Origin of the sequence: Paenibacillus terrae HPL-003, from assembly GCF_000235585.1 — a bacterium.
GTDB lineage: Bacteria > Bacillota > Bacilli > Paenibacillales > Paenibacillaceae > Paenibacillus > Paenibacillus terrae_B.
Window position 1 is genome coordinate 2047630 of record NC_016641.1, and the last position, 20995, is coordinate 2068624.

Annotated in this window: 12 protein-coding genes, 19 tRNA genes and 3 rRNA genes; 31 read left to right on the top strand and 3 right to left on the bottom strand. The window is 50.5% G+C overall.

Annotated elements, in window-relative coordinates:
- The first annotated feature begins 164 nt into the window (after positions 1 to 164).
- The 31 genes from HPL003_RS09350 (at position 165) to HPL003_RS09500 (ending at position 18424) form a co-directional block, all read left to right on the top strand.
- Positions 165 to 1439 carry an ABC transporter substrate-binding protein gene (locus tag HPL003_RS09350; RefSeq protein ID WP_014279391.1) on the top strand — a complete coding sequence of 425 codons (1275 nt, stop codon included), beginning with the start codon at positions 165 to 167 and terminating at the stop codon, positions 1437 to 1439.
- A 64-nt stretch (positions 1440 to 1503) separates the two neighbouring features.
- The gene (locus HPL003_RS09355) at positions 1504 to 2385 is read left to right on the top strand and encodes a carbohydrate ABC transporter permease (protein WP_014279392.1); all 882 of its coding nucleotides are present in this window, start codon (positions 1504 to 1506) and stop codon (positions 2383 to 2385) included.
- Positions 2385 to 3275 carry a carbohydrate ABC transporter permease gene (locus HPL003_RS09360; RefSeq protein WP_014279393.1) on the top strand — a complete coding sequence of 297 codons (891 nt, stop codon included), beginning with the start codon at positions 2385 to 2387 and terminating at the stop codon, positions 3273 to 3275. The genes HPL003_RS09355 and HPL003_RS09360 overlap by 1 nt, the downstream gene beginning before the upstream one ends.
- Positions 3276 to 3327: 52 nt before the next feature.
- Positions 3328 to 5154 carry a protein O-GlcNAcase gene (locus HPL003_RS09365; RefSeq protein WP_043922351.1) on the top strand — a complete coding sequence of 609 codons (1827 nt, stop codon included), beginning with the start codon at positions 3328 to 3330 and terminating at the stop codon, positions 5152 to 5154.
- A gap of 100 nt (positions 5155 to 5254) precedes the next feature.
- A complete protein-coding gene (locus tag HPL003_RS09370; RefSeq protein WP_043922610.1) occupies positions 5255 to 6796 on the top strand; it encodes a DUF4127 family protein in 1542 nt (513 codons plus the stop codon).
- A gap of 5 nt (positions 6797 to 6801) precedes the next feature.
- On the top strand, positions 6802 to 7521 hold the full coding sequence (locus HPL003_RS09375; protein WP_014279396.1) for an N-acetylmannosamine-6-phosphate 2-epimerase: 720 nt from the start codon (positions 6802 to 6804) through the stop codon (positions 7519 to 7521).
- Positions 7499 to 8338 (top strand): MurR/RpiR family transcriptional regulator, encoded by an 840-nt coding sequence (locus HPL003_RS09380; protein WP_014279397.1) that lies wholly within the window; start codon positions 7499 to 7501, stop codon positions 8336 to 8338. Before HPL003_RS09375 ends, HPL003_RS09380 begins: the two co-directional genes overlap by 23 nt.
- Positions 8339 to 8439: 101 nt before the next feature.
- Entirely contained in the window at positions 8440 to 9411 is a 972-nt protein-coding gene (locus HPL003_RS09385) for an ROK family protein (protein WP_043922352.1), read from the top strand.
- A 25-nt stretch (positions 9412 to 9436) separates the two neighbouring features.
- On the top strand, positions 9437 to 11047 hold the full coding sequence (locus tag HPL003_RS09390) for an FAD-dependent oxidoreductase (RefSeq protein WP_043922353.1): 1611 nt from the start codon (positions 9437 to 9439) through the stop codon (positions 11045 to 11047).
- A gap of 426 nt (positions 11048 to 11473) precedes the next feature.
- A 16S ribosomal RNA gene (locus HPL003_RS09395) occupies positions 11474 to 13031 on the top strand.
- Positions 13032 to 13383: 352 nt separating this feature from the next.
- Positions 13384 to 16315, top strand: a 23S ribosomal RNA gene (locus HPL003_RS09400).
- Between the two features lie 155 nt (positions 16316 to 16470).
- Positions 16471 to 16587: ribosomal RNA gene (gene rrf / locus HPL003_RS09405) — 5S ribosomal RNA — on the top strand.
- The 16S, 23S and 5S rRNA genes sit together here with 19 tRNA genes alongside, the layout of an rRNA operon.
- Before the next feature lie 37 nt (positions 16588 to 16624).
- Positions 16625 to 16701: transfer RNA gene (locus HPL003_RS09410), tRNA-Ile, on the top strand.
- A 24-nt stretch (positions 16702 to 16725) separates the two neighbouring features.
- Positions 16726 to 16801 (top strand) — tRNA-Ala (locus HPL003_RS09415).
- Positions 16802 to 16805: 4 nt separating this feature from the next.
- Positions 16806 to 16881 (top strand) — tRNA-Asn (locus HPL003_RS09420).
- A 30-nt stretch (positions 16882 to 16911) separates the two neighbouring features.
- Positions 16912 to 16983, top strand: a tRNA-Glu gene (locus tag HPL003_RS09425).
- Between the two features lie 6 nt (positions 16984 to 16989).
- Positions 16990 to 17065: transfer RNA gene (locus HPL003_RS09430), tRNA-Val, on the top strand.
- A gap of 32 nt (positions 17066 to 17097) precedes the next feature.
- Positions 17098 to 17171, top strand: a tRNA-Met gene (locus HPL003_RS09435).
- 23 nt (positions 17172 to 17194) lie between these two features.
- Positions 17195 to 17271 (top strand) — tRNA-Asp (locus HPL003_RS09440).
- An 81-nt stretch (positions 17272 to 17352) separates the two neighbouring features.
- A tRNA-Phe gene (locus HPL003_RS09445) sits at positions 17353 to 17425 on the top strand.
- 25 nt (positions 17426 to 17450) lie between these two features.
- Positions 17451 to 17526: transfer RNA gene (locus tag HPL003_RS09450), tRNA-Thr, on the top strand.
- A 4-nt stretch (positions 17527 to 17530) separates the two neighbouring features.
- Positions 17531 to 17616, top strand: a tRNA-Tyr gene (locus HPL003_RS09455).
- 19 nt (positions 17617 to 17635) lie between these two features.
- Positions 17636 to 17708: transfer RNA gene (locus HPL003_RS09460), tRNA-His, on the top strand.
- Positions 17709 to 17724: 16 nt separating this feature from the next.
- A tRNA-Gln gene (locus tag HPL003_RS09465) sits at positions 17725 to 17799 on the top strand.
- A gap of 4 nt (positions 17800 to 17803) precedes the next feature.
- A tRNA-Lys gene (locus HPL003_RS09470) sits at positions 17804 to 17879 on the top strand.
- Positions 17880 to 17893: 14 nt separating this feature from the next.
- Positions 17894 to 17980, top strand: a tRNA-Leu gene (locus HPL003_RS09475).
- A gap of 6 nt (positions 17981 to 17986) precedes the next feature.
- Positions 17987 to 18061: transfer RNA gene (locus HPL003_RS09480), tRNA-Gly, on the top strand.
- A 10-nt stretch (positions 18062 to 18071) separates the two neighbouring features.
- Positions 18072 to 18143, top strand: a tRNA-Cys gene (locus tag HPL003_RS09485).
- A 26-nt stretch (positions 18144 to 18169) separates the two neighbouring features.
- A tRNA-Arg gene (locus HPL003_RS09490) sits at positions 18170 to 18246 on the top strand.
- Between the two features lie 24 nt (positions 18247 to 18270).
- Positions 18271 to 18344, top strand: a tRNA-Pro gene (locus HPL003_RS09495).
- 9 nt (positions 18345 to 18353) lie between these two features.
- Positions 18354 to 18424: transfer RNA gene (locus HPL003_RS09500), tRNA-Gly, on the top strand.
- Positions 18425 to 18529: 105 nt separating this feature from the next.
- On the opposite strand, the gene HPL003_RS09505 is transcribed toward HPL003_RS09500, so the two are convergent.
- From HPL003_RS09505 to HPL003_RS09515, 3 genes are all read right to left on the bottom strand, one after another.
- Entirely contained in the window at positions 18530 to 19633 is a 1104-nt protein-coding gene (locus tag HPL003_RS09505) for a PAS domain-containing sensor histidine kinase (RefSeq protein WP_014279400.1), read from the bottom strand.
- Positions 19626 to 20279 (bottom strand): response regulator, encoded by a 654-nt coding sequence (locus tag HPL003_RS09510; protein ID WP_014279401.1) that lies wholly within the window; start codon positions 20277 to 20279, stop codon positions 19626 to 19628. The genes HPL003_RS09505 and HPL003_RS09510 overlap by 8 nt, the downstream gene beginning before the upstream one ends.
- Before the next feature lie 143 nt (positions 20280 to 20422).
- A complete protein-coding gene (locus HPL003_RS09515; protein WP_014279402.1) occupies positions 20423 to 20872 on the bottom strand; it encodes a GAF domain-containing protein in 450 nt (149 codons plus the stop codon).
- Between the last annotated feature and the right edge of the window lie 123 nt (positions 20873 to 20995).

Below are 20995 nucleotides of genomic sequence, written 5' to 3' on the forward strand. Positions count from 1 at the left end.
GTTCAATGAGGAAACAGGCGTCTCTGTTAAAGAGGCGTCTTTTTTTATATCGAATAAAAGAAAAATTATTCCTTCTAAATTTATTTTATTGAAAAAACGTTCCTTCTCCAACGGTATTTCTGCTATAATTTGCCTTAATCAACTAAGAATAAGGGGGTCACCATGTGACGAAGAAAGCGAAAGGCAGGTTACGGTTGCTTGTTTCTATGCTCGCGCTGGTTGTGCTACTGAGCAGCTGCGGTGGCGGAGGCTCAAAGCCGGAAAACGTTAACGGAGGAAAAGTGACACTGCAATTTTGGACCATCGCGCTACAGCCTACATTTACCCCATATTTCAATCGGGTGATTGCCGATTATGAGGAGAAGAATCCCAATGTCAAAATCGACTGGAAGGATTACCCTTATGACGCAGTGACCAACAAGCTGTTGACGAGTATCGCCAGTGGCAGCAGTCCGGATGTGGTGAATCTCAATACGGAATTTGCCAGCCAAATGGGGTCTAAAGGTGCTGTTGTGGATATGAATGAGCATCTGTCTCCGGAGGAAAAGGCTGCTTATTTCGACGGTATTTATAATTCTACAGTTATTAACGGTAAGGCTTATGCGCTACCTTGGTATACCGGTACGGAAGTGCTCTACATGAATACGAAGCTGGTGAAGGCTGCCGGTTTAGACCCTGCCCATCCGCCCAAAACGCGGGAGGAGCTGTCTGAATGGGGCCGCCAGGTCAATAGAAAAATCGGTAAAGCAGGCTATGCGCAGCAGCTTGTATCCAAGCTTTTTGCCATAGACGGGATTCCGATTTTGAATAAAGAAAAGACAGCAGCGGCGTTCAATACACCGGAAGCGGTCACCATGATTGATAATCTCAAAAAACAGATGGAAGACGGTGTCGTGCTCAAAGAGGACGCTGAGTTTTCACAGCAAGTGAAATATTATGCCGGAGAGCAGGTTGCTTTCGAGCTGGCAGGCCCAACGTTTATCAACTTTATCAAAACGGCTGCGCCGGACGTATACAAGAACACGATTGCTGTTCCTGTACCTACAGGTAAAGCTGATGTACGGCTGTCCAACACCATGGATCTGGTCGTACCGACCAAGTCCGCACATGTGGATGAAGCGGTGAAGTTTGCTGTTTTCCTGACGAATGCGGAGAGCCAGACGGCTTTTTCCAAAGCGGCTAATACACTACCTTCCACGAAGGATTCCATTAAAGACCCGTACTTCACACAGTCTGATCAATCGCTGGAAGCACAAGCCAAAGTGGTATCCGCGCAAAGCTTGGATAAGGCGACGGACTACATGGTCGGTGTTCCTAATGCCAAGGACGTGAACAGCGCTGTTACGCGTGCTTTTCAAAATATTATATTGAACGGAACGGACACGAAGCAGACGCTTACTGCTTTGGAGCAGGAAGTGAATGATATTTTAAAGCAATAGGTTCAGCAGGGGAGTCATACGAAGGCTCTCCTGTTCATTTATCAAAATCGGGTGGTGATGCAGCATGATCAAATGGTTGAGGTCGGAATCTTTTACGGCCTGGGCCTTTATGACGCCGGGACTGTTATTGCTTGCCGTCTTTGTATTTTGGCCTATTATTTACAGCATTCCGCTCGCATTGACGGACTACTCGGTCATATCGGATACCCATTATGTCGGTCTGGATAATTTCGAGACAGCGTTTAAGGACCGCAACTTTCTCATTTCGATCTGGAACTCATTGGTGTACGTGCTCATTGTTCCCTTTCTTCAAATTTTCTCTATCCTGATGGCCGTGCTGGTGAACAGCCGTATACCAGGAATTAAAATATTTCGTACGACCTACTACATTCCTGTTGTAACTTCTATGGTAGCAGTGGCCTTAATTTGGAGCTGGTTGCTTGGCAATAACAGCGTTGTGAATTATTTGCTCATGCAGGCAGGCGTAATCAGTAAGGACATTCACTGGCTGTCAGACAGTTCTTTGGCCTTGTATGTACTCATGTTCATCACGATGTGGAAGGGACTCGGGTATTATATGATGCTCTATCTGGCCGGTTTGCAGAACATTCCACAAGACCTATACGAAGCCGCCAGAGTAGATGGAGCAAGCCGCTGGCGGCTAATTGTCCATATTACACTCCCGTTATTAAGACCCTACATTCTATTTTGTACGCTCATATCGCTCATGGCGGCTATTCGTGTGTTCGATGAAGTGTATGTGCTGACCAAGGGCGGGCCGGGAACAGCCACGCTGACCTCCAGCTTGTATATTTTCCAAAAGGGGATGGAGCAGTTTAACTTTGGTTATGCTTCGGCGCTCGGCTTAATTGTCGGTGCAGTTATTGCGGTGCTCAGTATTATCGTATTTCGATTCAATAGGAAAGGCGGTGTCAATCCCTATTGATGAATTTACAGGATGACAAAATGCTACAGTCGGCCCTTCCCAAAAACGAATATAGCCGCATCATTCGCAAACTGGGGCGAGTTGTAAGGATGACGGTGATCTATGTACTACTGGTGCTGCTCGCTCTCTTTTTAATGGGACCGTTCCTATGGCTGCTCAGCGTATCACTTATGCCGGGCCGTAACATTTTCTCATCGCCGCCCGCCATTTTCCCGACCTTTATTGATTTTGATAATTATGCTCAGGTATGGCAGTTTATGAACTTTCCGAAGTATATGCTGAACACGGTGATCATTACGGCGCTTGGTGTTATTTTCAATGTGCTGCTCGCCAGTCTGACGGGATATCCTTTGGCTGTATTTCGTTTTAAGGGTAAAAATCTGGTGTTTACGCTACTGATTTCCACCATGATTATTCCTTCATATACGTCGTTCATCGTACATTACTTGACCATTCAGGGGCTTCATCTGGGCAATACGTATTTGGGGGTGGTGCTGCCTGGAGCTGTCTCCGTGTTCAACATTTTTCTGATGCGGCAGACGTTTATCCATATTCCTACCGATGTACGTGATTCCGGCAAAATGGACGGCGCTTCGGAATTCCGAATCTGGTGGCAACTGGTGCTACCGCTGGTGAAGCCGGCGCTCGCCGTGATTTCTTTGCTGGAGGCCATGTCGTTCTGGAATAGCTTCCTGTGGCCTATCGTTATTCTGAACGACACAGAGCTATACCCGCTGGCGGCTGCGCTCACATATCTCAATGGTCAATTTGCCTATAACTTCGGCTGGATTGCAGCGGGCACGATGATTTCGGTACTGCCGATCATTATTTTGTTCCTGTTCACACAGCGCTACTATATGGAAGGCTTGGCGGGTGCAGTAAAAGGATAGACCGGAAATACCGGATGCGGACGATCCATGAATGGAAGGGGAGACGGTTACGATGGAGCTGACGAAAGGAACGCGGTCCAATTCCCATATGGGGCTAACACCGCAGGAGATTCAATATTATTTTCGTGATGTGTATGACAGTGGGGCAAAGCTGGTCATACCCGAGCCATATTTGATTTGTGAGCTGTCCTCCCGCTTCGGGATGAATCAGGAATATGAAGGCGTTCTGGACCCCGACGGGCCGATCAAGCTGATCCTGCCTCCAGGGCCGGGCGTGCCGAGCGAAACATGCGGAAGCGTGCAATTGGTACTGGAGTACGATGGAGCGCTCGTTGCAGACGGCTATCGTTTGGAGATTCACAAAGAAAGTCGAATTGAAATTCATGCTGCTCATAAAAGAGGGCTCAAATACGGCATGGATGCCCTGCATTTGCTGCTTCAAGTCGAACAAGAGCGATGTACACTGCCTGTGGTGTCCATTCGCGATGAGCCTTCTTTTCCGGTCAGAGGGATTATTGAAGGCTTTTACGGAGAACCATGGAGCCTGGCGGATCGGTTGGATGCCGTTCGTTTTATGGCAACACATCGGATGAACACATTCATGTATGCTCCCAAGGATGATCCGTATCATCGTGAGTTATGGCGTGAGCCGTACCCGGCAGACACGTTTGCGCAGATCCAAGAATTAAAGGAAGCCTGCGACCAGCATGAGGTGGATTTTCATTACTGCATCAGTCCGGGGAACGACCTGAGCTTTGGCAGCGATGAAGATTTCCTTAGTTTGACGGAAAAGCTGGCGGCTGTAATTTCCATTGGCGTGCGCCATTTTTCCATATTAATGGATGACATTGACTATGTGCTAAAAGGAGAAAATCGACATTTGCTGGGCCGCTCAGGCCACGCTCATGTCTTTTTGACGAACAAGGTGCATGCATGGCTGGCGGAACGGTTGCCTGAATTTACGCTGACAGTCTGTCCTTCGGAATATTGGTCGTACTGGGATACCGTGTATAAAAAGGATTTTCGCGAGCGGCTGCACCCGGAGATTAAGGTGTTCTGGACCGGATACTTTGTGTTTGCTCCGCATATCGGTCGGAAGCACGCTGCCGATAATCATGCGTTCTTTGGGCATGAGCTGTGGCTGTGGGATAACATTCCAGTGAATGATTGTGACCGTGACCGCTTATTCCTCGATCCACTGCGCGGGCGGTATTCCGGGCTTCCAGACTGCGGACATACCGGTATGGTAGCCAACCCGATGAATCAGTGGGAATGCTCCAAAGTAACGCTCATTACGATGTCTCATTATATGTGGAACAGTGAGCGGTACATGCCGCAACTCTCTTGGGATTGGGCTGTGCGGGAGTTAGCGGGAGCGCGCGCCGAGGAACTGATGTTTTTCTGCCGTCAAAACAGGAACAGCCGACTGGGCGGCAGCACGTATGAGGACGTGGACCTTGCTCTGCAATTGCGTGATATCCCGGCGCTGGATATATACTTTGAGCGGCTGCTCCAGGTCGTGAGCGTCCTGCGGCAAGTACCGGCCGATGACCTGGCGGCAGGCTTCGTAGCACAGGCCACGCCGTGGCTGGAACGCGCCGAGCTGGACGCTGCTCTGTGGCGTACGTTGCGCCGAGCTGTGGTCAGCAGCGAGCGACCGAGCGGTGCGCAGGAAGAGGAGAGCATTACGCCGCCGGAAGTGGGTGGTGGGCAAGAGCCTGTACCGCTGGCGGACGAAGTCGTGGTGGAACTCCGGCGCTGTATCACTGCCTGTCTGGAGACAGAGGCTCGGCTCGGCAGTGATCCGGCGATCCGCGCAGCCGAGCGGTGGGGCTACGTCGGTCAAGATGAACAGGGCAAGTATCGACTGATCCTGTGAGCATTTTGCCGATGGATTAAGAAACCAAGGCAGCATAGCTGCTCTGAAAATAACCATTTGCCGTTAGGATAACGGTAATTTTCAGGAGAGGTGGATGCGTGTGGTGAAACCAAACACCCGTGTGCTTTTTGTACCGCTGGATGAGCGGCCCTGTAATTATGAATTTCCTTACTTACTGGCGAAGGGCACAGATTTGGAAATCAAGCGTCCCCCGATGGAATGGATGGGACAAAAGAAAACCCCCGGTGATACGACCCAACTGTGGGCTTGGCTAGAAGAGCGTGCGGCGAGAGCCGATGGAGCCATTATTGCGATGGATACGCTGCTGTACGGCGGAATCGTTCCATCTCGTCTGCATGGAATGACAAGTGAGCAGGTCGGTGACAAGGTGAATCGACTTCGCAGGCTCAAGCAGCTTTATCCGCAGATGACCTTATATGCTTTTCAACTCATTATGCGCTGTCCGCAATACTCTTTGGCTGACGAAGAACCGGATTACTACGCCGATTGGGGACGCGAGATATTCAGGAAGGGATTTATTGAGCATCGTCAGGAGCTGGGAATTGCTACCGCAGAGGAGCTTCTTGAATTATCTGATATCAACGAACGTCTGCCTGTAGAGATACTGGAGGATTATTTGGGCCGTCGCCGTGTGAATCTGGAAGCCAATGAAGCCGCACTGGAGCTGGTAGCAGAGGGTGTCATTGATTTTATGATCATCCCGCAAGATGATTCTGCCCCCTACGGCTATACCGCCAAGGATCAGCAGCGGCTAAGAAATCGTATTTCTAATCTTGGAGTGGATTTGAGCGTGTACATGTACCCGGGGGCAGACGAAGTTGGCTGTACGTTGCTGGCACGGTGGGTTAACCAGGCAAAGAATGCTGTGCCACATGTCTATCCAAGGCTGTCCGCTTTGCAGGGAGCATTCGTGATTCCGCTTTTTGAGGATCGTTATTTTTATGAAACGTTAAAATACCAAATTATGGCGGCAGGTGGACTGATCGCTTCTTCAGCGGCAGAGGCTGATTTGATTCTGCTGGCTAACACGCCCGGAGACGCCATGGTAGAAGCATCATCCCAACAGCGTGCAATGGCCGGATATGATGTATACCGAAACGTGGTGGAGCTGGTCGAATACGGTGCCCATATGCTGCGGTATGCAGGCAAAAATATTGCGGTAGCTGATGTAGGGTATGCCAACGGAGCTGATCTTAAGCTGCTTAGACTCTTGAAACAAAAAGGGCTGCTTTTTGAGCTGGCAGGTTATGCAGGCTGGAACACCAGCTCCAATACGCTGGGAACTGTCATTGCCCAGTCCATGCTGTACAGCCACTACGGGCCTACAGCAGAGCATCTGGATTTTCTGGCGTTGCGTTACGCTGAAGATGCATGTTATTGCGCTGTGGTGCGTACCGCCATGAATAACGGGATTGTGGAACAAATGGGCTTCAACAAGTTTATGCTCGACGGACAGAGAGGCTCGGTTGCTGCGGTTATTCGCGGACGGCTGGAGCAGGCGCTCGACGAATATGTAAACGGGCCGGAGGGCTATGTGGAAATTACAGATTGCTATATGCCGTGGAACCGCACCTTTGAAGTCGGATTGACCGTACGGCATCATGCCGAAGAGAGAGGGTGATCCCAATGGGATTGGAAGCTGTATTATCAAAAGTTCAGCACGGCCTGATCGTATCCTGTCAGGCACTACCGGATGAACCGCTGCACGGATCGGATTCCATGGTCAAAATGGCACGCGCCGCTCAGCAGGGCGGAGCTGTGGCCATTCGCGCCAATGGCGCAGCAGATGTGCGTGCGATCAAACAAGCGCTTCCCCTGCCAGTCATCGGCCTGATCAAGCGGGATTATGATGACTCCGATATTTACATTACACCGACCCTTCGAGAGATGGAGGAACTGGTGGATGCGGGCGCAGATATCATCGCCCTGGATGCTACATCACGTCCGCGCCCGGGGGGATGCAGGCTGAAGCAGCTCATAGATTACGCCCATAAGCATGGAGTGGCCTCCATGGCGGATATATCCACACTGGAGGAGGCGCTTCATGCCGCTTCCCTCGGCGTAAGCTGCGTATCCACAACGTTATCCGGTTATACGCCATACTCTGCTCAGATCGATGGACCCGATCTGGAGTTGGTACGGAGAGCGTCAGAGCTGGTTCCCGTGCCTTTAATTGCGGAGGGCAAAATCCATGAGCCGGCGCAGGTGGAGGAAGCATTCCGGCTGGGCGCACATGCAGTGGTTGTAGGCTCGGCGATTACCAGACCCCAATTGATTACGCAGCGGTTTGCCGATGCCGCAAGGAAGGCAGTGAAATGCATCTATGGAGATGAACGACCGAATTAATACGTACTTTCCTTCATTAACAAAATCGGAGCAAAAGGTCGCTTTGTGCGTACTGGAGCGCCCGGCAGAAATCATATATTTCTCCGTGACAGAGTTAGCTGATTTTGCAGGTACTGGCGAGACGACCGTCATGCGTTTTTGCCGGAAAATCGGTTTTAAAGGCTATCAGGATTTCCGACTGTCCCTGGCGCAAAACCAGACTTATCGCAAAACCGATACGGGCGGAGAAAACACCGACCCGGACAACGAGCATGATATTACCCGCACGGTGTATCACAACATGCTCGATATTTTGCACTCCAGTATGGGACTGCTGGACCGTTCAGAGCTTGGACGTGCGATAACGTGTCTCGACCAGGCGGGCTATGTTCAATTTTTTGGTGTAGGTGCTTCAGGAATTTCCGGGCAGGATGCCAAAAACCGTTTCTTACGAATCGGGCTGCGCGCCGAAGCTGTGGCAGATGGACATATCCAGTCGATGATGGCGGTGTCCATGAAGCCCGGAGATGTGGCTATTGGTATCAGTGTTTCGGGAAGTACGCTGGATACGAACGACATGCTGCACAAAGCCAAGCAAAACGGCGCGACCATTATCGCGATCACCAATTATGCAAAATCGCCCATCACCTCCATTGCGGATATCGTGTTGCTCACCGCAGGCAAGGAAGCCCCGATGGAGGGAGGCTCGATCGGAGCCAAAATCTCGCAGCTATTCGTCATTGACCTCATTTGCGAAGGGCTTGCTCGCAAGCGCACGAGTCATACCAAACAGATGAAGGAAAAAACAGCGAGGGCGGTCATTGAACGAAGTTATTGAGGTTTTGAAGCTGAGAACGGTACTATCCGGCTGTGTCATACCGTTAGTTATTGTTTTGGTATATGACTTGCTACTATAGAAGCTTTACGTAAAAGAGCTTTATGTTGATATCGTTTGGCTACAAGGAGGAAGCTGTGGTGGTGGATGCTGTGAACAGAGTCATTGGAATCGACATTGGAGGAACATCGGTGAAGGCCGCTATAGTGGAACAAGATGGTTCGGTGCTTGATGAAATCCGGCTGGATACGGATGCTTCTCGCGGGCGTGATTGGGTATTGTCACGGGTATCCGAAGCTGTGAGAGGACTGCAATGCTCCTATAGAGACACTAGCACCAGCGAGGGTATCGATATCAGAGCTCTAGGAATTGCTACGGCTGGCAGAGTAAACGTGGAGAGTGGTGAGGTTGTGTATGCCACGGATAATCTTCCCGGATGGCAAGGCACGCATTTAATAACGTGGGTGAGGGAGAATCTTGCCTTACGTGCCGTTGCTGACAATGATGCGAATGCCGCTTTGCTTGGAGAAGCGTGGCAGGGAGCGGGGAGGGGCAAGCAGCGGCTGGCCATGCTCACCTTGGGAACAGGCGTCGGTGGCGCATATATGGAACATGGCTTGTTGTGCAGAGGGGCTCATTGGAGCGGCGGCGATTGGGGACATAGTATTTTATTCCCAAGAGGTCTTCCTTGCAATTGTGGAAAAAAGGGCTGCGCCGAGCAGTATGTATCAGGTAGCGCACTGTTACGCCGGGCCAGAGAATACACAGGTAAACAGTATCGCTCGGGAATCGAGATCATGAAGGAGGCTGCTCACGGTCACTCGGAGGCGCTTCAGGTACTGGACGATTACACCGCAGATTTAGCCGTGCTTCTGGTTAATATCTCGGTCACCCTTGATCCCGAGGCTATGATCGTAGGCGGAGGGGTAGCAGACGCGGGAGAAGTCTGGTGGCCCTTGCTGGAGAAGCATCTACAACTGCTGGGAGCCCGAACGGAAGTAAATCGGGCGTTATTGGGTAATCGTGCTGGAATCATCGGTGCGGCACGGCTTGCTTTTGAACTAACGGATGCCTAGAACAAGCATGAAAGGGGAACAAACCATGACGCAAAATCGGATCGATACCGACATTGTTGTGATTGGCGGAGGTCTGGGAGGAACATCGGCAGCTCTTGCGGCAGCGAAGGCTGGTATGAGAGTTATCGTGACGGAGGAGACGGACTGGTTGGGAGGACAGTTAACTTCACAGGCCGTCCCCCCGGATGAGCATCGATGGATCGAACAGTTTGGCTGCACAGCAACATACCGTGAGTTCCGTAATCGTGTACGTGACTATTACCGTCAGAACTATCCTTTAACGGAAGAAGCCCAAAATGACCCGATTCTTAATCCCGGCAACGGTTGGGTAAGCCGTCTGGCTCATGAACCACGAGTAGCTCTGCGGGTGCTTGAAGATATGCTTGCCCCCTATTTGAATACGGGGCGTGTTCGCGTATATTACCACACCGTGCCCATAGCCGCTCAAACGGATGCCGACTGCATTTCTTCCATAACTGTTCGTACCTTGGATAGCCTTGATGATAGGTGTGGGGTTATAGTGCTACACGGAACGTTTTATCTGGATGCCACAGAGTGCGGGGATCTTCTTCCGATGGCGGGGGTGGAGCATACGAGTGGAGCAGAGTCGCGGGATGATACAGGTGAGCCTCATGCTTTGGAGTGCGCTGACCCTATGGATATGCAGTCTATCACACATGTGGCGGCCGTGGATTACATCCCTCAAGGAAGCTTCATTATAGAACGGCCGCAACAATATGATTTTTGGAGAAATTATATTCCTTCCTTTTCCCGTTTCCCGATTTTGAGCTGGTTTGCTACGGATGCGGATGATACCAGCAAACTAAAACAGTTCACTTTGTTTCCTAACGATCAGGGCATTGTATCTCTGTGGGATTACCGTCGCATTGTGGACCCTTCTATATGGAGCAAACCATTAAATGATGGAGAGGTAACGCTTTTAAACTGGGCGCAAAACGATTATTACCTCGGTCCGTTGATCGGTGTCACCGCTCAGGAGCAGGAAAGACACAGAGAAGGTGCCTGTGAATTGACCCGTTCTTTAATCTATTGGCTCCAGACCGAAGCACCCCGGTTAGATGGAGGTTTCGGTTATCCGGGCATTCGGCCCCGTGGAGATTTCCTTGGTACCTCAGATGGTCTGGCCAAAACCGCCTATATTCGCGAATCGCGCCGAATCCGAGCGAAGTATACGATATCAGAGTTCGATGTAAGTCGTGAGCTTCGGGGAACGGATGGGCCAAAACGATATGCGGACAGCGTAGGTGTAGGCAGCTATCATTTGGACCTCCATCCGACCACTGTATCTCAGCGGACATTTTACATTCCTAATTACCCTTATGAAATTCCGTTAGGCTCCCTTATTCCGGTGAGAGTGCGTAATTTGCTTCCCGCCTGTAAAAATATAGGGATGACTCAAATCGCAAATGGCTGCTATCGGCTGCACCCCACGGAGTGGAATATAGGTGAATCAGCGGGTAGTCTGGCGGCTTACTGTGTGTCCAACGGAGTATTCCCAATAGAAGTCAGCGAATCGGCAGAGCATCTGGGGCGTTTTCAAAGCAGGCTGCTTCGCCAAGGTGTGGAGTTACACTGGCCTGTGGAAGTATTTGAACCGGAGGGAGTTACCAGCTAAAACGTGAGGGGCTATTGCCCCTTGGCTGACTTTGATAAGGCCAAAAGATTTGTTTAAAAAGTAATAAAAAAAGTACTTGCTAAGTTACTTGAATATATGATATATTATTTTAGCTGACAACAAAACAGCCGTTTCAAAAATGAAAAGCTTGGGTACAATAATCTTTATAAAAGAAGAAAAAATAAAGCTTGCATTTCTGAAACGAACATGATATGATCTTATAGCTGCTGAAAAAGACAGCGAAAAGAATTTGATCTTTGAAAACTGAACAACGAGTGAGTAAATGATTTTGTTCGCAAAATCAACCACGAAGATTTCGGTACATACCGCAAGGTTGTATGAAATCGGAGTGTAAAAGAGATATTTTATCTCGTCAGTTTCAAAATGAGCGAATCGCTCTTTCTATAAGCCAACTTCGGTTGGTCTTTAATGGAGAGTTTGATCCTGGCTCAGGACGAACGCTGGCGGCGTGCCTAATACATGCAAGTCGAGCGGGGTTAGGTTAAAAGCTTGCTTTTAACCTAACCTAGCGGCGGACGGGTGAGTAACACGTAGGCAACCTGCCCATCAGACTGGGATAACTACCGGAAACGGTAGCTAATACCGGATACCTCCTTTCCCTGCATGGGGAGAGGAGGAAAGACGGAGCAATCTGTCACTGATGGATGGGCCTGCGGCGCATTAGCTAGTTGGTGGGGTGAAGGCCTACCAAGGCGACGATGCGTAGCCGACCTGAGAGGGTGATCGGCCACACTGGGACTGAGACACGGCCCAGACTCCTACGGGAGGCAGCAGTAGGGAATCTTCCGCAATGGGCGAAAGCCTGACGGAGCAACGCCGCGTGAGTGATGAAGGTTTTCGGATCGTAAAGCTCTGTTGCCAGGGAAGAACGTCTTGTAGAGTAACTGCTACAAGAGTGACGGTACCTGAGAAGAAAGCCCCGGCTAACTACGTGCCAGCAGCCGCGGTAATACGTAGGGGGCAAGCGTTGTCCGGAATTATTGGGCGTAAAGCGCGCGCAGGCGGCTCTTTAAGTCTGGTGTTTAATCCCGAGGCTCAACTTCGGGTCGCACTGGAAACTGGGGAGCTTGAGTGCAGAAGAGGAGAGTGGAATTCCACGTGTAGCGGTGAAATGCGTAGATATGTGGAGGAACACCAGTGGCGAAGGCGACTCTCTGGGCTGTAACTGACGCTGAGGCGCGAAAGCGTGGGGAGCAAACAGGATTAGATACCCTGGTAGTCCACGCCGTAAACGATGAATGCTAGGTGTTAGGGGTTTCGATACCCTTGGTGCCGAAGTTAACACATTAAGCATTCCGCCTGGGGAGTACGGTCGCAAGACTGAAACTCAAAGGAATTGACGGGGACCCGCACAAGCAGTGGAGTATGTGGTTTAATTCGAAGCAACGCGAAGAACCTTACCAGGTCTTGACATCCCTCTGATCGGTCTAGAGATAGATCTTTCCTTCGGGACAGAGGAGACAGGTGGTGCATGGTTGTCGTCAGCTCGTGTCGTGAGATGTTGGGTTAAGTCCCGCAACGAGCGCAACCCTTATGCTTAGTTGCCAGCAGGTCAAGCTGGGCACTCTAAGCAGACTGCCGGTGACAAACCGGAGGAAGGTGGGGATGACGTCAAATCATCATGCCCCTTATGACCTGGGCTACACACGTACTACAATGGCCGGTACAACGGGAAGCGAAAGAGCGATCTGGAGCGAATCCTAGAAAAGCCGGTCTCAGTTCGGATTGCAGGCTGCAACTCGCCTGCATGAAGTCGGAATTGCTAGTAATCGCGGATCAGCATGCCGCGGTGAATACGTTCCCGGGTCTTGTACACACCGCCCGTCACACCACGAGAGTTTACAACACCCGAAGTCGGTGGGGTAACCCGCAAGGGAGCCAGCCGCCGAAGGTGGGGTAGATGATTGGGGTGAAGTCGTAACAAGGTAGCCGTATCGGAAGGTGCGGCTGGATCACCTCCTTTCTATGGAGAATCGTTTCCTGCAATGGAAACATTCAAATATGAAGCGTAAGCTTCAAAACTCAGGTTTAGGCCTGTTACTCACTCGTTGCTCAGTTTTGAGAGCTCAAACTCTCAAGCTTCGACGAATGTTTCATTCACACATCTGTGTGGAACCGAAATATTCATCGGGTTTCGCTTCCTTGAAGCGAATTGCACCTTGAAAACTGGATACCGAAACGAAATTGCGTTTTAGAATATTCCTTTACGCTGATCTTGTGTAAACAAGTGAAATAAAGGTAGCTGTTTTGAATTTCATTCACACTTCGGTGATGAACGAAATTCAAAACAAATCGCATTTACTTTGTAAATGCTAGGTTAAGCTACAAAGAGCACACGGAGGATGCCTAGGCGCCAGGAGCCGACGAAGGACGTGGCGAACAACGATAAAGCCTCGGGGAGCTGTAAGCAAGCTTTGATCCGGGGATGTCCGAATGGGGAAACCCGGCTGTCTTCATCGACAGTCACTTTCTGCTGAATACATAGGCAGAACAGAGGCATACCAGGGGAACTGAAACATCTAAGTACCCTGAGGAAGAGAAAACAATAGTGATTCCGTCAGTAGCGGCGAGCGAACGCGGATTAGCCCAAACCAAGGAGCTTGCTCCTTGGGGTTGTGGGACGTCTCACATGGAGTTACAAAGGAACCGGTTAGATGAAGAGGTCTGGAAAGGCCCGCCAGAGAAGGTAAAAGCCCTGTAGTTCAAAACCCGTTCCCTCCGAGACGGATCCCGAGTAGTGCGGGGCACGTGAAACCCCGTATGAATCCGGCAGGACCATCTGCCAAGGCTAAATACTCCCTGGCGACCGATAGTGAAGCAGTACCGTGAGGGAAAGGTGAAAAGCACCCCGGAAGGGGAGTGAAATAGATCCTGAAACCGTGTGCTTACAAGAAGTCAGAGCCCATTTTAGGGGTGATGGCGTGCCTTTTGTAGAATGAACCGGCGAGTTACGTTCCCGTGCAAGGTTAAGGTGAAGAGCTGAAGCCGTAGCGAAAGCGAGTCTGAATAGGGCGATCTTGAGTACGTGGACGTAGACCCGAAACCGGGTGATCTACCCCTGTCCAGGGTGAAGGTGCGGTAACACGCACTGGAGGCCCGAACCCACGCATGTTGAAAAATGCGGGGATGAGGTGGGGGTAGCGGAGAAATTCCAATCGAACCCGGAGATAGCTGGTTCTCCCCGAAATAGCTTTAGGGCTAGCCTCGGAATAAGAGTCGTGGAGGTAGAGCACTGATTGGGTGCGGGGCCCGCAAGGGTTACCAAGCTCAGTCAAACTCCGAATGCCATAGACTTGGTTCCGGGAGTCAGACAGTGAGTGCTAAGATCCATTGTCGAAAGGGAAACAGCCCAGACCATCAGCTAAGGTCCCCAAGTGTGTGTTAAGTGGGAAAGGATGTGGAGTTGCACAGACAACCAGGATGTTGGCTTAGAAGCAGCCACCATTGAAAGAGTGCGTAATAGCTCACTGGTCGAGTGACTCTGCGCCGAAAATGTAACGGGGCTAAACACGCCACCGAAGCTATGGCTTGATACTTAGGTATCAGGGGTAGGGGAGCGTTGAATGCGGGTTGAAGGTGTACCGGAAGGAGCGCTGGACTGCATTCAAGTGAGAATGCCGGTATGAGTAACGAAAAGATCTGTGAGAATCAGATCCGCCGAAAGCCTAAGGGTTCCTGAGGAAGGTTCGTCCGCTCAGGGTAAGTCGGGACCTAAGGCGAGGCCGAAAGGCGTAGTCGAAGGACAACAGGTCGAAATTCCTGTACCACCGTAATCCGCTATGAGCGATGGGGTGACGCAGTAGGGTAGTGACGCGGACTGATGGATGTCCGTCTAAGCAGTGAGGCTGATGTGTAGGCAAATCCGCACATCGTTAAGGCTGGGCTGTGATGGGGAGCGAAAATTGTAGTAGCGAAGGTCATGATCTCAGACTGCCAAGAAAAGCCTCTAGCCAGGAGAAGGTGCCCGTACCGCAAACCGACACAGGTAGGCGAGAAGAGAATTCTAAGGCGCGCGGAAGAACTCTCGTTAAGGAACTCGGCAAAATGACCCCGTAACTTCGGGAGAAGGGGTGCCTCGGTAGGGTGAATAGCCCGAGGGGGCCGCAGTGAAAAGGCCCAAGCGACTGTTTAGCAAAAACACAGGTCTGTGCGAAGCCGCAAGGCGAAGTATACGGGCTGACGCCTGCCCGGTGCTGGAAGGTTAAGGGGAGTGGTAAGTCCTTTTAGGGCGAAGCTATGAACCGAAGCCCCAGTAAACGGCGGCCGTAACTATAACGGTCCTAAGGTAGCGAAATTCCTTGTCAGGTAAATTCTGACCCGCACGAATGGCGTAACGACTTGGGCGCTGTCTCAACGAGAGATCCGGTGAAATTTTAATACCTGTGAAGATGCAGGTTACCCGCGACAAGACGGAAAGACCCCATGGAGCTTTACTGCAGCTTGATATTGAATTTGGGTACGATCTGTACAGGATAGGTGGGAGCCTAAGAGACTTGAGCGCCAGCTTGAGAGGAGGCATCCTTGGGATACCACCCTGATCGTATCTAGGTTCTAACTTGGTACCGTGATCCGGTACGAGGACAGTGTCAGGTGGGCAGTTTGACTGGGGCGGTCGCCTCCTAAAGAGTAACGGAGGCGCCCCAAGGTTCCCTCAGAATGGTTGGAAATCATTCGAAGAGTGCAAAGGCAGAAGGGAGCTTGACTGCGAGACCAACAAGTCGAGCAGGGACGAAAGTCGGGCTTAGTGATCCGGTGGTACCGCATGGAAGGGCCATCGCTCAACGGATAAAAGCTACCCTGGGGATAACAGGCTTATCTCCCCCAAGAGTCCACATCGACGGGGAGGTTTGGCACCTCGATGTCGGCTCATCGCATCCTGGGGCTGAAGTAGGTCCCAAGGGTTGGGCTGTTCGCCCATTAAAGCGGTACGCGAGCTGGGTTCAGAACGTCGTGAGACAGTTCGGTCCCTATCTGTCGTGGGCGTAGGAAATTTGAGAGGAGCTGTCCTTAGTACGAGAGGACCGGGATGGACGTACCGCTGGTGTACCAGTTGTTCCGCCAGGAGCACCGCTGGGTAGCTATGTACGGAAGGGATAAGCGCTGAAAGCATCTAAGCGTGAAGCCCCCCTCAAGATGAGATTTCCCAGTATGTAAGACCCCTTGAAGACGACGAGGTAGATAGGTTGGGGGTGGAAGTGCAGTAATGCATGGAGCTGACCAATACTAATCGGTCGAGGGCTTATCCTAAGAATAAAACGCAAATTGAGTTTCGGATCCAGTTTTCAGGGTGTAACACCTTGAAAGTATGTAGAAGATACATACGAAAAGCGCATGGCTATTCATTCACACGATTCGTGATGAACCGAATATCCATACGGCAGAATTTGTTTAACAAATTCATGTTTGGTGGCGATAGCGGAGGGGTTCCACACGTACCCATCCCGAACACGACCGTTAAGCCCTCCAGCGCCGATGGTACTTGGACCGCAGGGTCCTGGGAGAGTAGGACGTCGCCAAGCAATGTCCCTTTAGAGGATAATGAAGACATACATATTAGGGCCTTTAGCTCAGCTGGTTAGAGCGCACCCCTGATAAGGGTGAGGTCGGTGGTTCGAGTCCACTAAGGCCCACCACTTCTTGATTAACACAAAATGACTGGGGCCATAGCTCAGCTGGGAGAGCGCCTGCCTTGCACGCAGGAGGTCAGCGGTTCGATCCCGCTTGGCTCCACCAATATTCCCTGATAGCTCAGTTGGTAGAGCACTCGACTGTTAATCGAGTTGTCACAGGTTCGAGTCCTGTTCGGGGAGCCAAATCTTGAATATTTTTTGAATTTTATATAAGGCCCGTTGGTCAAGCGGTTAAGACACCTCCCTTTCACGGAGGTAACAGGGGTTCGATTCCCCTACGGGTCATAGTATGGAGGCTTAGCTCAGCTGGGAGAGCATCTGCCTTACAAGCAGAGGGTCGGGGGTTCGAGCCCCTCAGCCTCCACCATTCATATTCTTATAAGCAATTCCTTTTACTGTCGCGGGGTGGAGCAGTTCGGTAGCTCGTCGGGCTCATAACCCGAAGGTCACAGGTTCAAATCCTGTCCCCGCAATTGATTTCCCTTAGAATATCTATGGAACTGTGGTGTAGAGGCCTAACATGCCTGCCTGTCACGCAGGAGATCGCGGGTTCGAATCCCGTCAGTTCCGCCATTTTATGAAATATATAACTGGCATTTTTGTGTATTCTACATATAATGTGAGTTTGTATATTACAGCTATACGACAACATATGGCTCGGTAGCTCAGTCGGTAGAGCAGAGGACTGAAAATCCTCGTGTCGGCGGTTCGATTCCGTCCCGAGCCACCTTTCAAGTGGGAATGAGTAATGTGCCGGTGTAGCTCAACTGGTAGAGCAACTGACTTGTAATCAGTAGGTTGGGGGTTCAAGTCCTCTCGCCGGCACCATTTTGGAGGATTAGCGAAGTGGCCAAACGCATCAGACTGTAAATCTGCTCCCTTACGGGTTCGGTGGTTCGAATCCATCATCCTCCACCAGTCTTTTCATAATCATATGGCGGTCGTGGCGAAGTGGTTAACGCACCGGACTGTGACTCCGGCATTCGTGGGTTCAAGCCCCATCGGCCGCCCTTTATTTTCATTTAATGGGGATTAGCCAAGCGGTAAGGCAACGGACTTTGACTCCGTCATGCATAGGTTCAAATCCTATATCCCCAGCCATTAAGAGCCATTAGCTCAGTTGGTAGAGCACCTGACTTTTAATCAGGGTGTCGAAGGTTCGAGTCCTTCATGGCTCACCATTTATATTTATTTTGCGGTCGTGGCGGAATTGGCAGACGCGCACGGTTCAGGTCCGTGTGGGCTAACCCCCGTGGAGGTTCGAGTCCTCTCGACCGCACCATATTTTGCGGACGTGGCTCAGCGGTAGAGCATCGCCTTGCCAAGGCGAGGGTCGCGGGTTCGATTCCCGTCGTCCGCTCCATTATCCATTCGGCGCCATAGCCAAGTGGTAAGGCAAAGCTCTGCAAAAGCTTCACTCCCCAATTCAAATCTGGGTGGTGCCTTTACTCTTCATTATGGATTACATTATGCGCCCTTAGCTCAGCTGGATAGAGCGTTTGACTACGAATCAAAAGGCCGGGAGTTCGAATCTCTCAGGGCGCGCCATTTTCTTAAAAAAATGTATAATATCGGGATGTAGCTCAGCTTGGTAGAGCACCTGGTTTGGGACCAGGGGGTCGCATGTTCAAATCGTGTCATCCCGATACTGATTTGCGGGTGTAGTTCAATGGTAGAACTTCAGCCTTCCAAGCTGATAGCGTGGGTTCGATTCCCATCACCCGCTTTTTGCTATAGCGGATTCTTGTTGCCTCAGTGGTAACACCTTATAAATAAAGAGAGCCTGTCTGGGGACAGCGCTCTCTCTTTTTTTATTTATGCTGCTGTATCTTTACACAGGAATGGTCAGTTGGATGGAGGTCCCCTGTTCCGGTGAAGAGGTTACGCTCATCCATCCTCCTACTCCTCTGGCTCGTTCCTCCATGCTGAACAGTCCCACGCCCTCCCCTTGGGATTGCTCGGAGAATCCAATACCTTCATCCCAAATAGTCACTTGTATAGCCTCACTCTGATCCTCTACGTTGACATGTGCCTCTGCTACGTCCGCATACTTGGCTACATTCGTCAAGGCTTCCTGTACAATCCGATAAATCGCTATTTCTTTGCGGATATCAAGGCGTTTACGCAAATTACATTGAAAATGTACCTCAATTCCGTAATGAGAACAATAGTTTTCAATATAGGTCCGTATGGCCGGTACGACGCCCAAATCATCCAGAACCGACGGACGAAGTTCCCATGCCAGTCCACGGACATCCTTAATAATGTCAGTCACCTGTGAACGCAGCTTTTCTAGGGTAGGACTAGGACTTTCAGCAAGCTGGCTATCCAGTTGAATAATCAGCGCAAACAGGCTTTGCCCAATTCCATCGTGAAGCTCTCTTGAGAAACGCTTGCGCTCTTCCTCCTGTATTTGCATCACTTGCGTCATCATTGTCTGAAGCTCAGCTTCTACTTTTTTTAGTTTGGTTACCTCATTACGGATCGCCAGATACTGATAGGGCTTACCTTCTTCGTCCATGAACGGAACGATGGTGGTATTCACCCAATAGTAGGTGTTGTCTTTGGCTCGATTACGTATTTCTCCCTGCCATACCTCGCCTGAACGAATTGTGGTCCACAGGTTTTTCATAAAGGCAGGAGTATGATAGCCCGAATTAATGAGGCGGTGATCCCGACCGATCAGCTCTTCACGACTGTATTGCGAAATCTCGCAGAACTTGTCGTTGACATACTGAATAATGCCCCGGTGATCGGTCAAAGCAACGATAGAAGACGTATCCAACGCAAATTTCAGATTGGATAGCTGGTGGAGTGAGTTACGCAGTTCATGGAAAAAAGGGGATTCCGGTATATGCGCTTCCAAATCATTCAGCAGCTTATCGGCAGACTCGCCAAAAGCATGCTGGAGCAAAGGATTAGAAGGTTCATTCATAATGCAGCAGCCCCTTTTTTAGTGCAAATTTGACCAGCTCGGGCCGTGTTTTCAGGTTAAGCTTCTCCATCAGGTTACTTTTGTGGGACTCAACGGTTTTGACGCTGATCACCAGACGCTCGGCAATTTCCTTGTTTGCATATCCCTTGGCTACCCACGAAAGGATTTCTTTTTCACGTTCAGAAAGGGACTCATACGGGCCGGCTATGCCTTCCTTTTTGATCTTATCGAGATATTCACTCATTAGCCGCTTGGTTGCATTCGGGTACAGATAAGCGCTACCTTCGGCCACAGACTGAATGGCAGCAAGTAATTCCTCATGAGGTGCGCTTTTTAGAATATATCCGGAAGCTCCGGCCTGAATGGCCCGGAACAGATATTCCTCATCGTCATGCATCGTTAAAATAAGCACTTCCGTATCGGGCAACTGTTTTTTCAATTCAGTGGTTGCCGTAAGACCATCTTTGCCAGGCGGCATACTAAAATCCATGAGTACGACATTGGGCTGTAACTCTATCGCCTTGCGAATCGCTTCATCCCCGTCCGCTGCATCTCCTACCACCTTAATACCGTGTTTGCCGTCCAATAGGGCCATGAGGCCGGAACGTACGACAACATGATCATCCACTACAAGTATACGAATCAATTTGTCATCCCCTCGAACGGTAGAACCGTACGTTTTGTCATCATCATAGCAAATTTAAGGGATTCCAATCAACATTGACAGTTAGATACGGTTATATTTCGTAATATTTATCCGTCTCATTTTCTATAAAAATGCCATTAATCTTATAGAGTAAGAGTGTGGGCACATAGCTGACCAAGCTGCTCGGCGACTTGTGTGGCCCCTGCGACGTCGGAATCGGTGAACACTCTCACATCACGATTACCGAGAAGCAATACACCGTTCGGCAGACCCCCTGTGCTGGAAAAGGGAATAGCCACAGCAGAGTGAAGCTGCTCCGCCAGCATCAGCGCACATTCCTGACGTAAACGGATGCTGCCTGAGAGCATAGCACTTACGGTCACGGTACGCCCCAGACGAACAGCCATCCCGGCAATACCATGTCCTACCTTAAACGAAATACGCCGATAGCGTTCGCTACGGCTACCAGAGGCATAATACCATTGCAACCTACCGCCCGGCTTGGACATGAGCGCAAGTGCTGTGAGATCCCCATAGATACGATCTCTCAACTGATCCAGTGTTTTGCGCATTTCATCCGTTATTTCTAGCATAGAAGTCACATCCTTTTTCGTAACAAAACTGTAGCTCTAACTTATTGTAGTCTCGGCAGTTATAAAAGTAAGTCAGGGAACCCCCTGATCTATAGGTGCAGGAAACACTGACTTTTGAACATG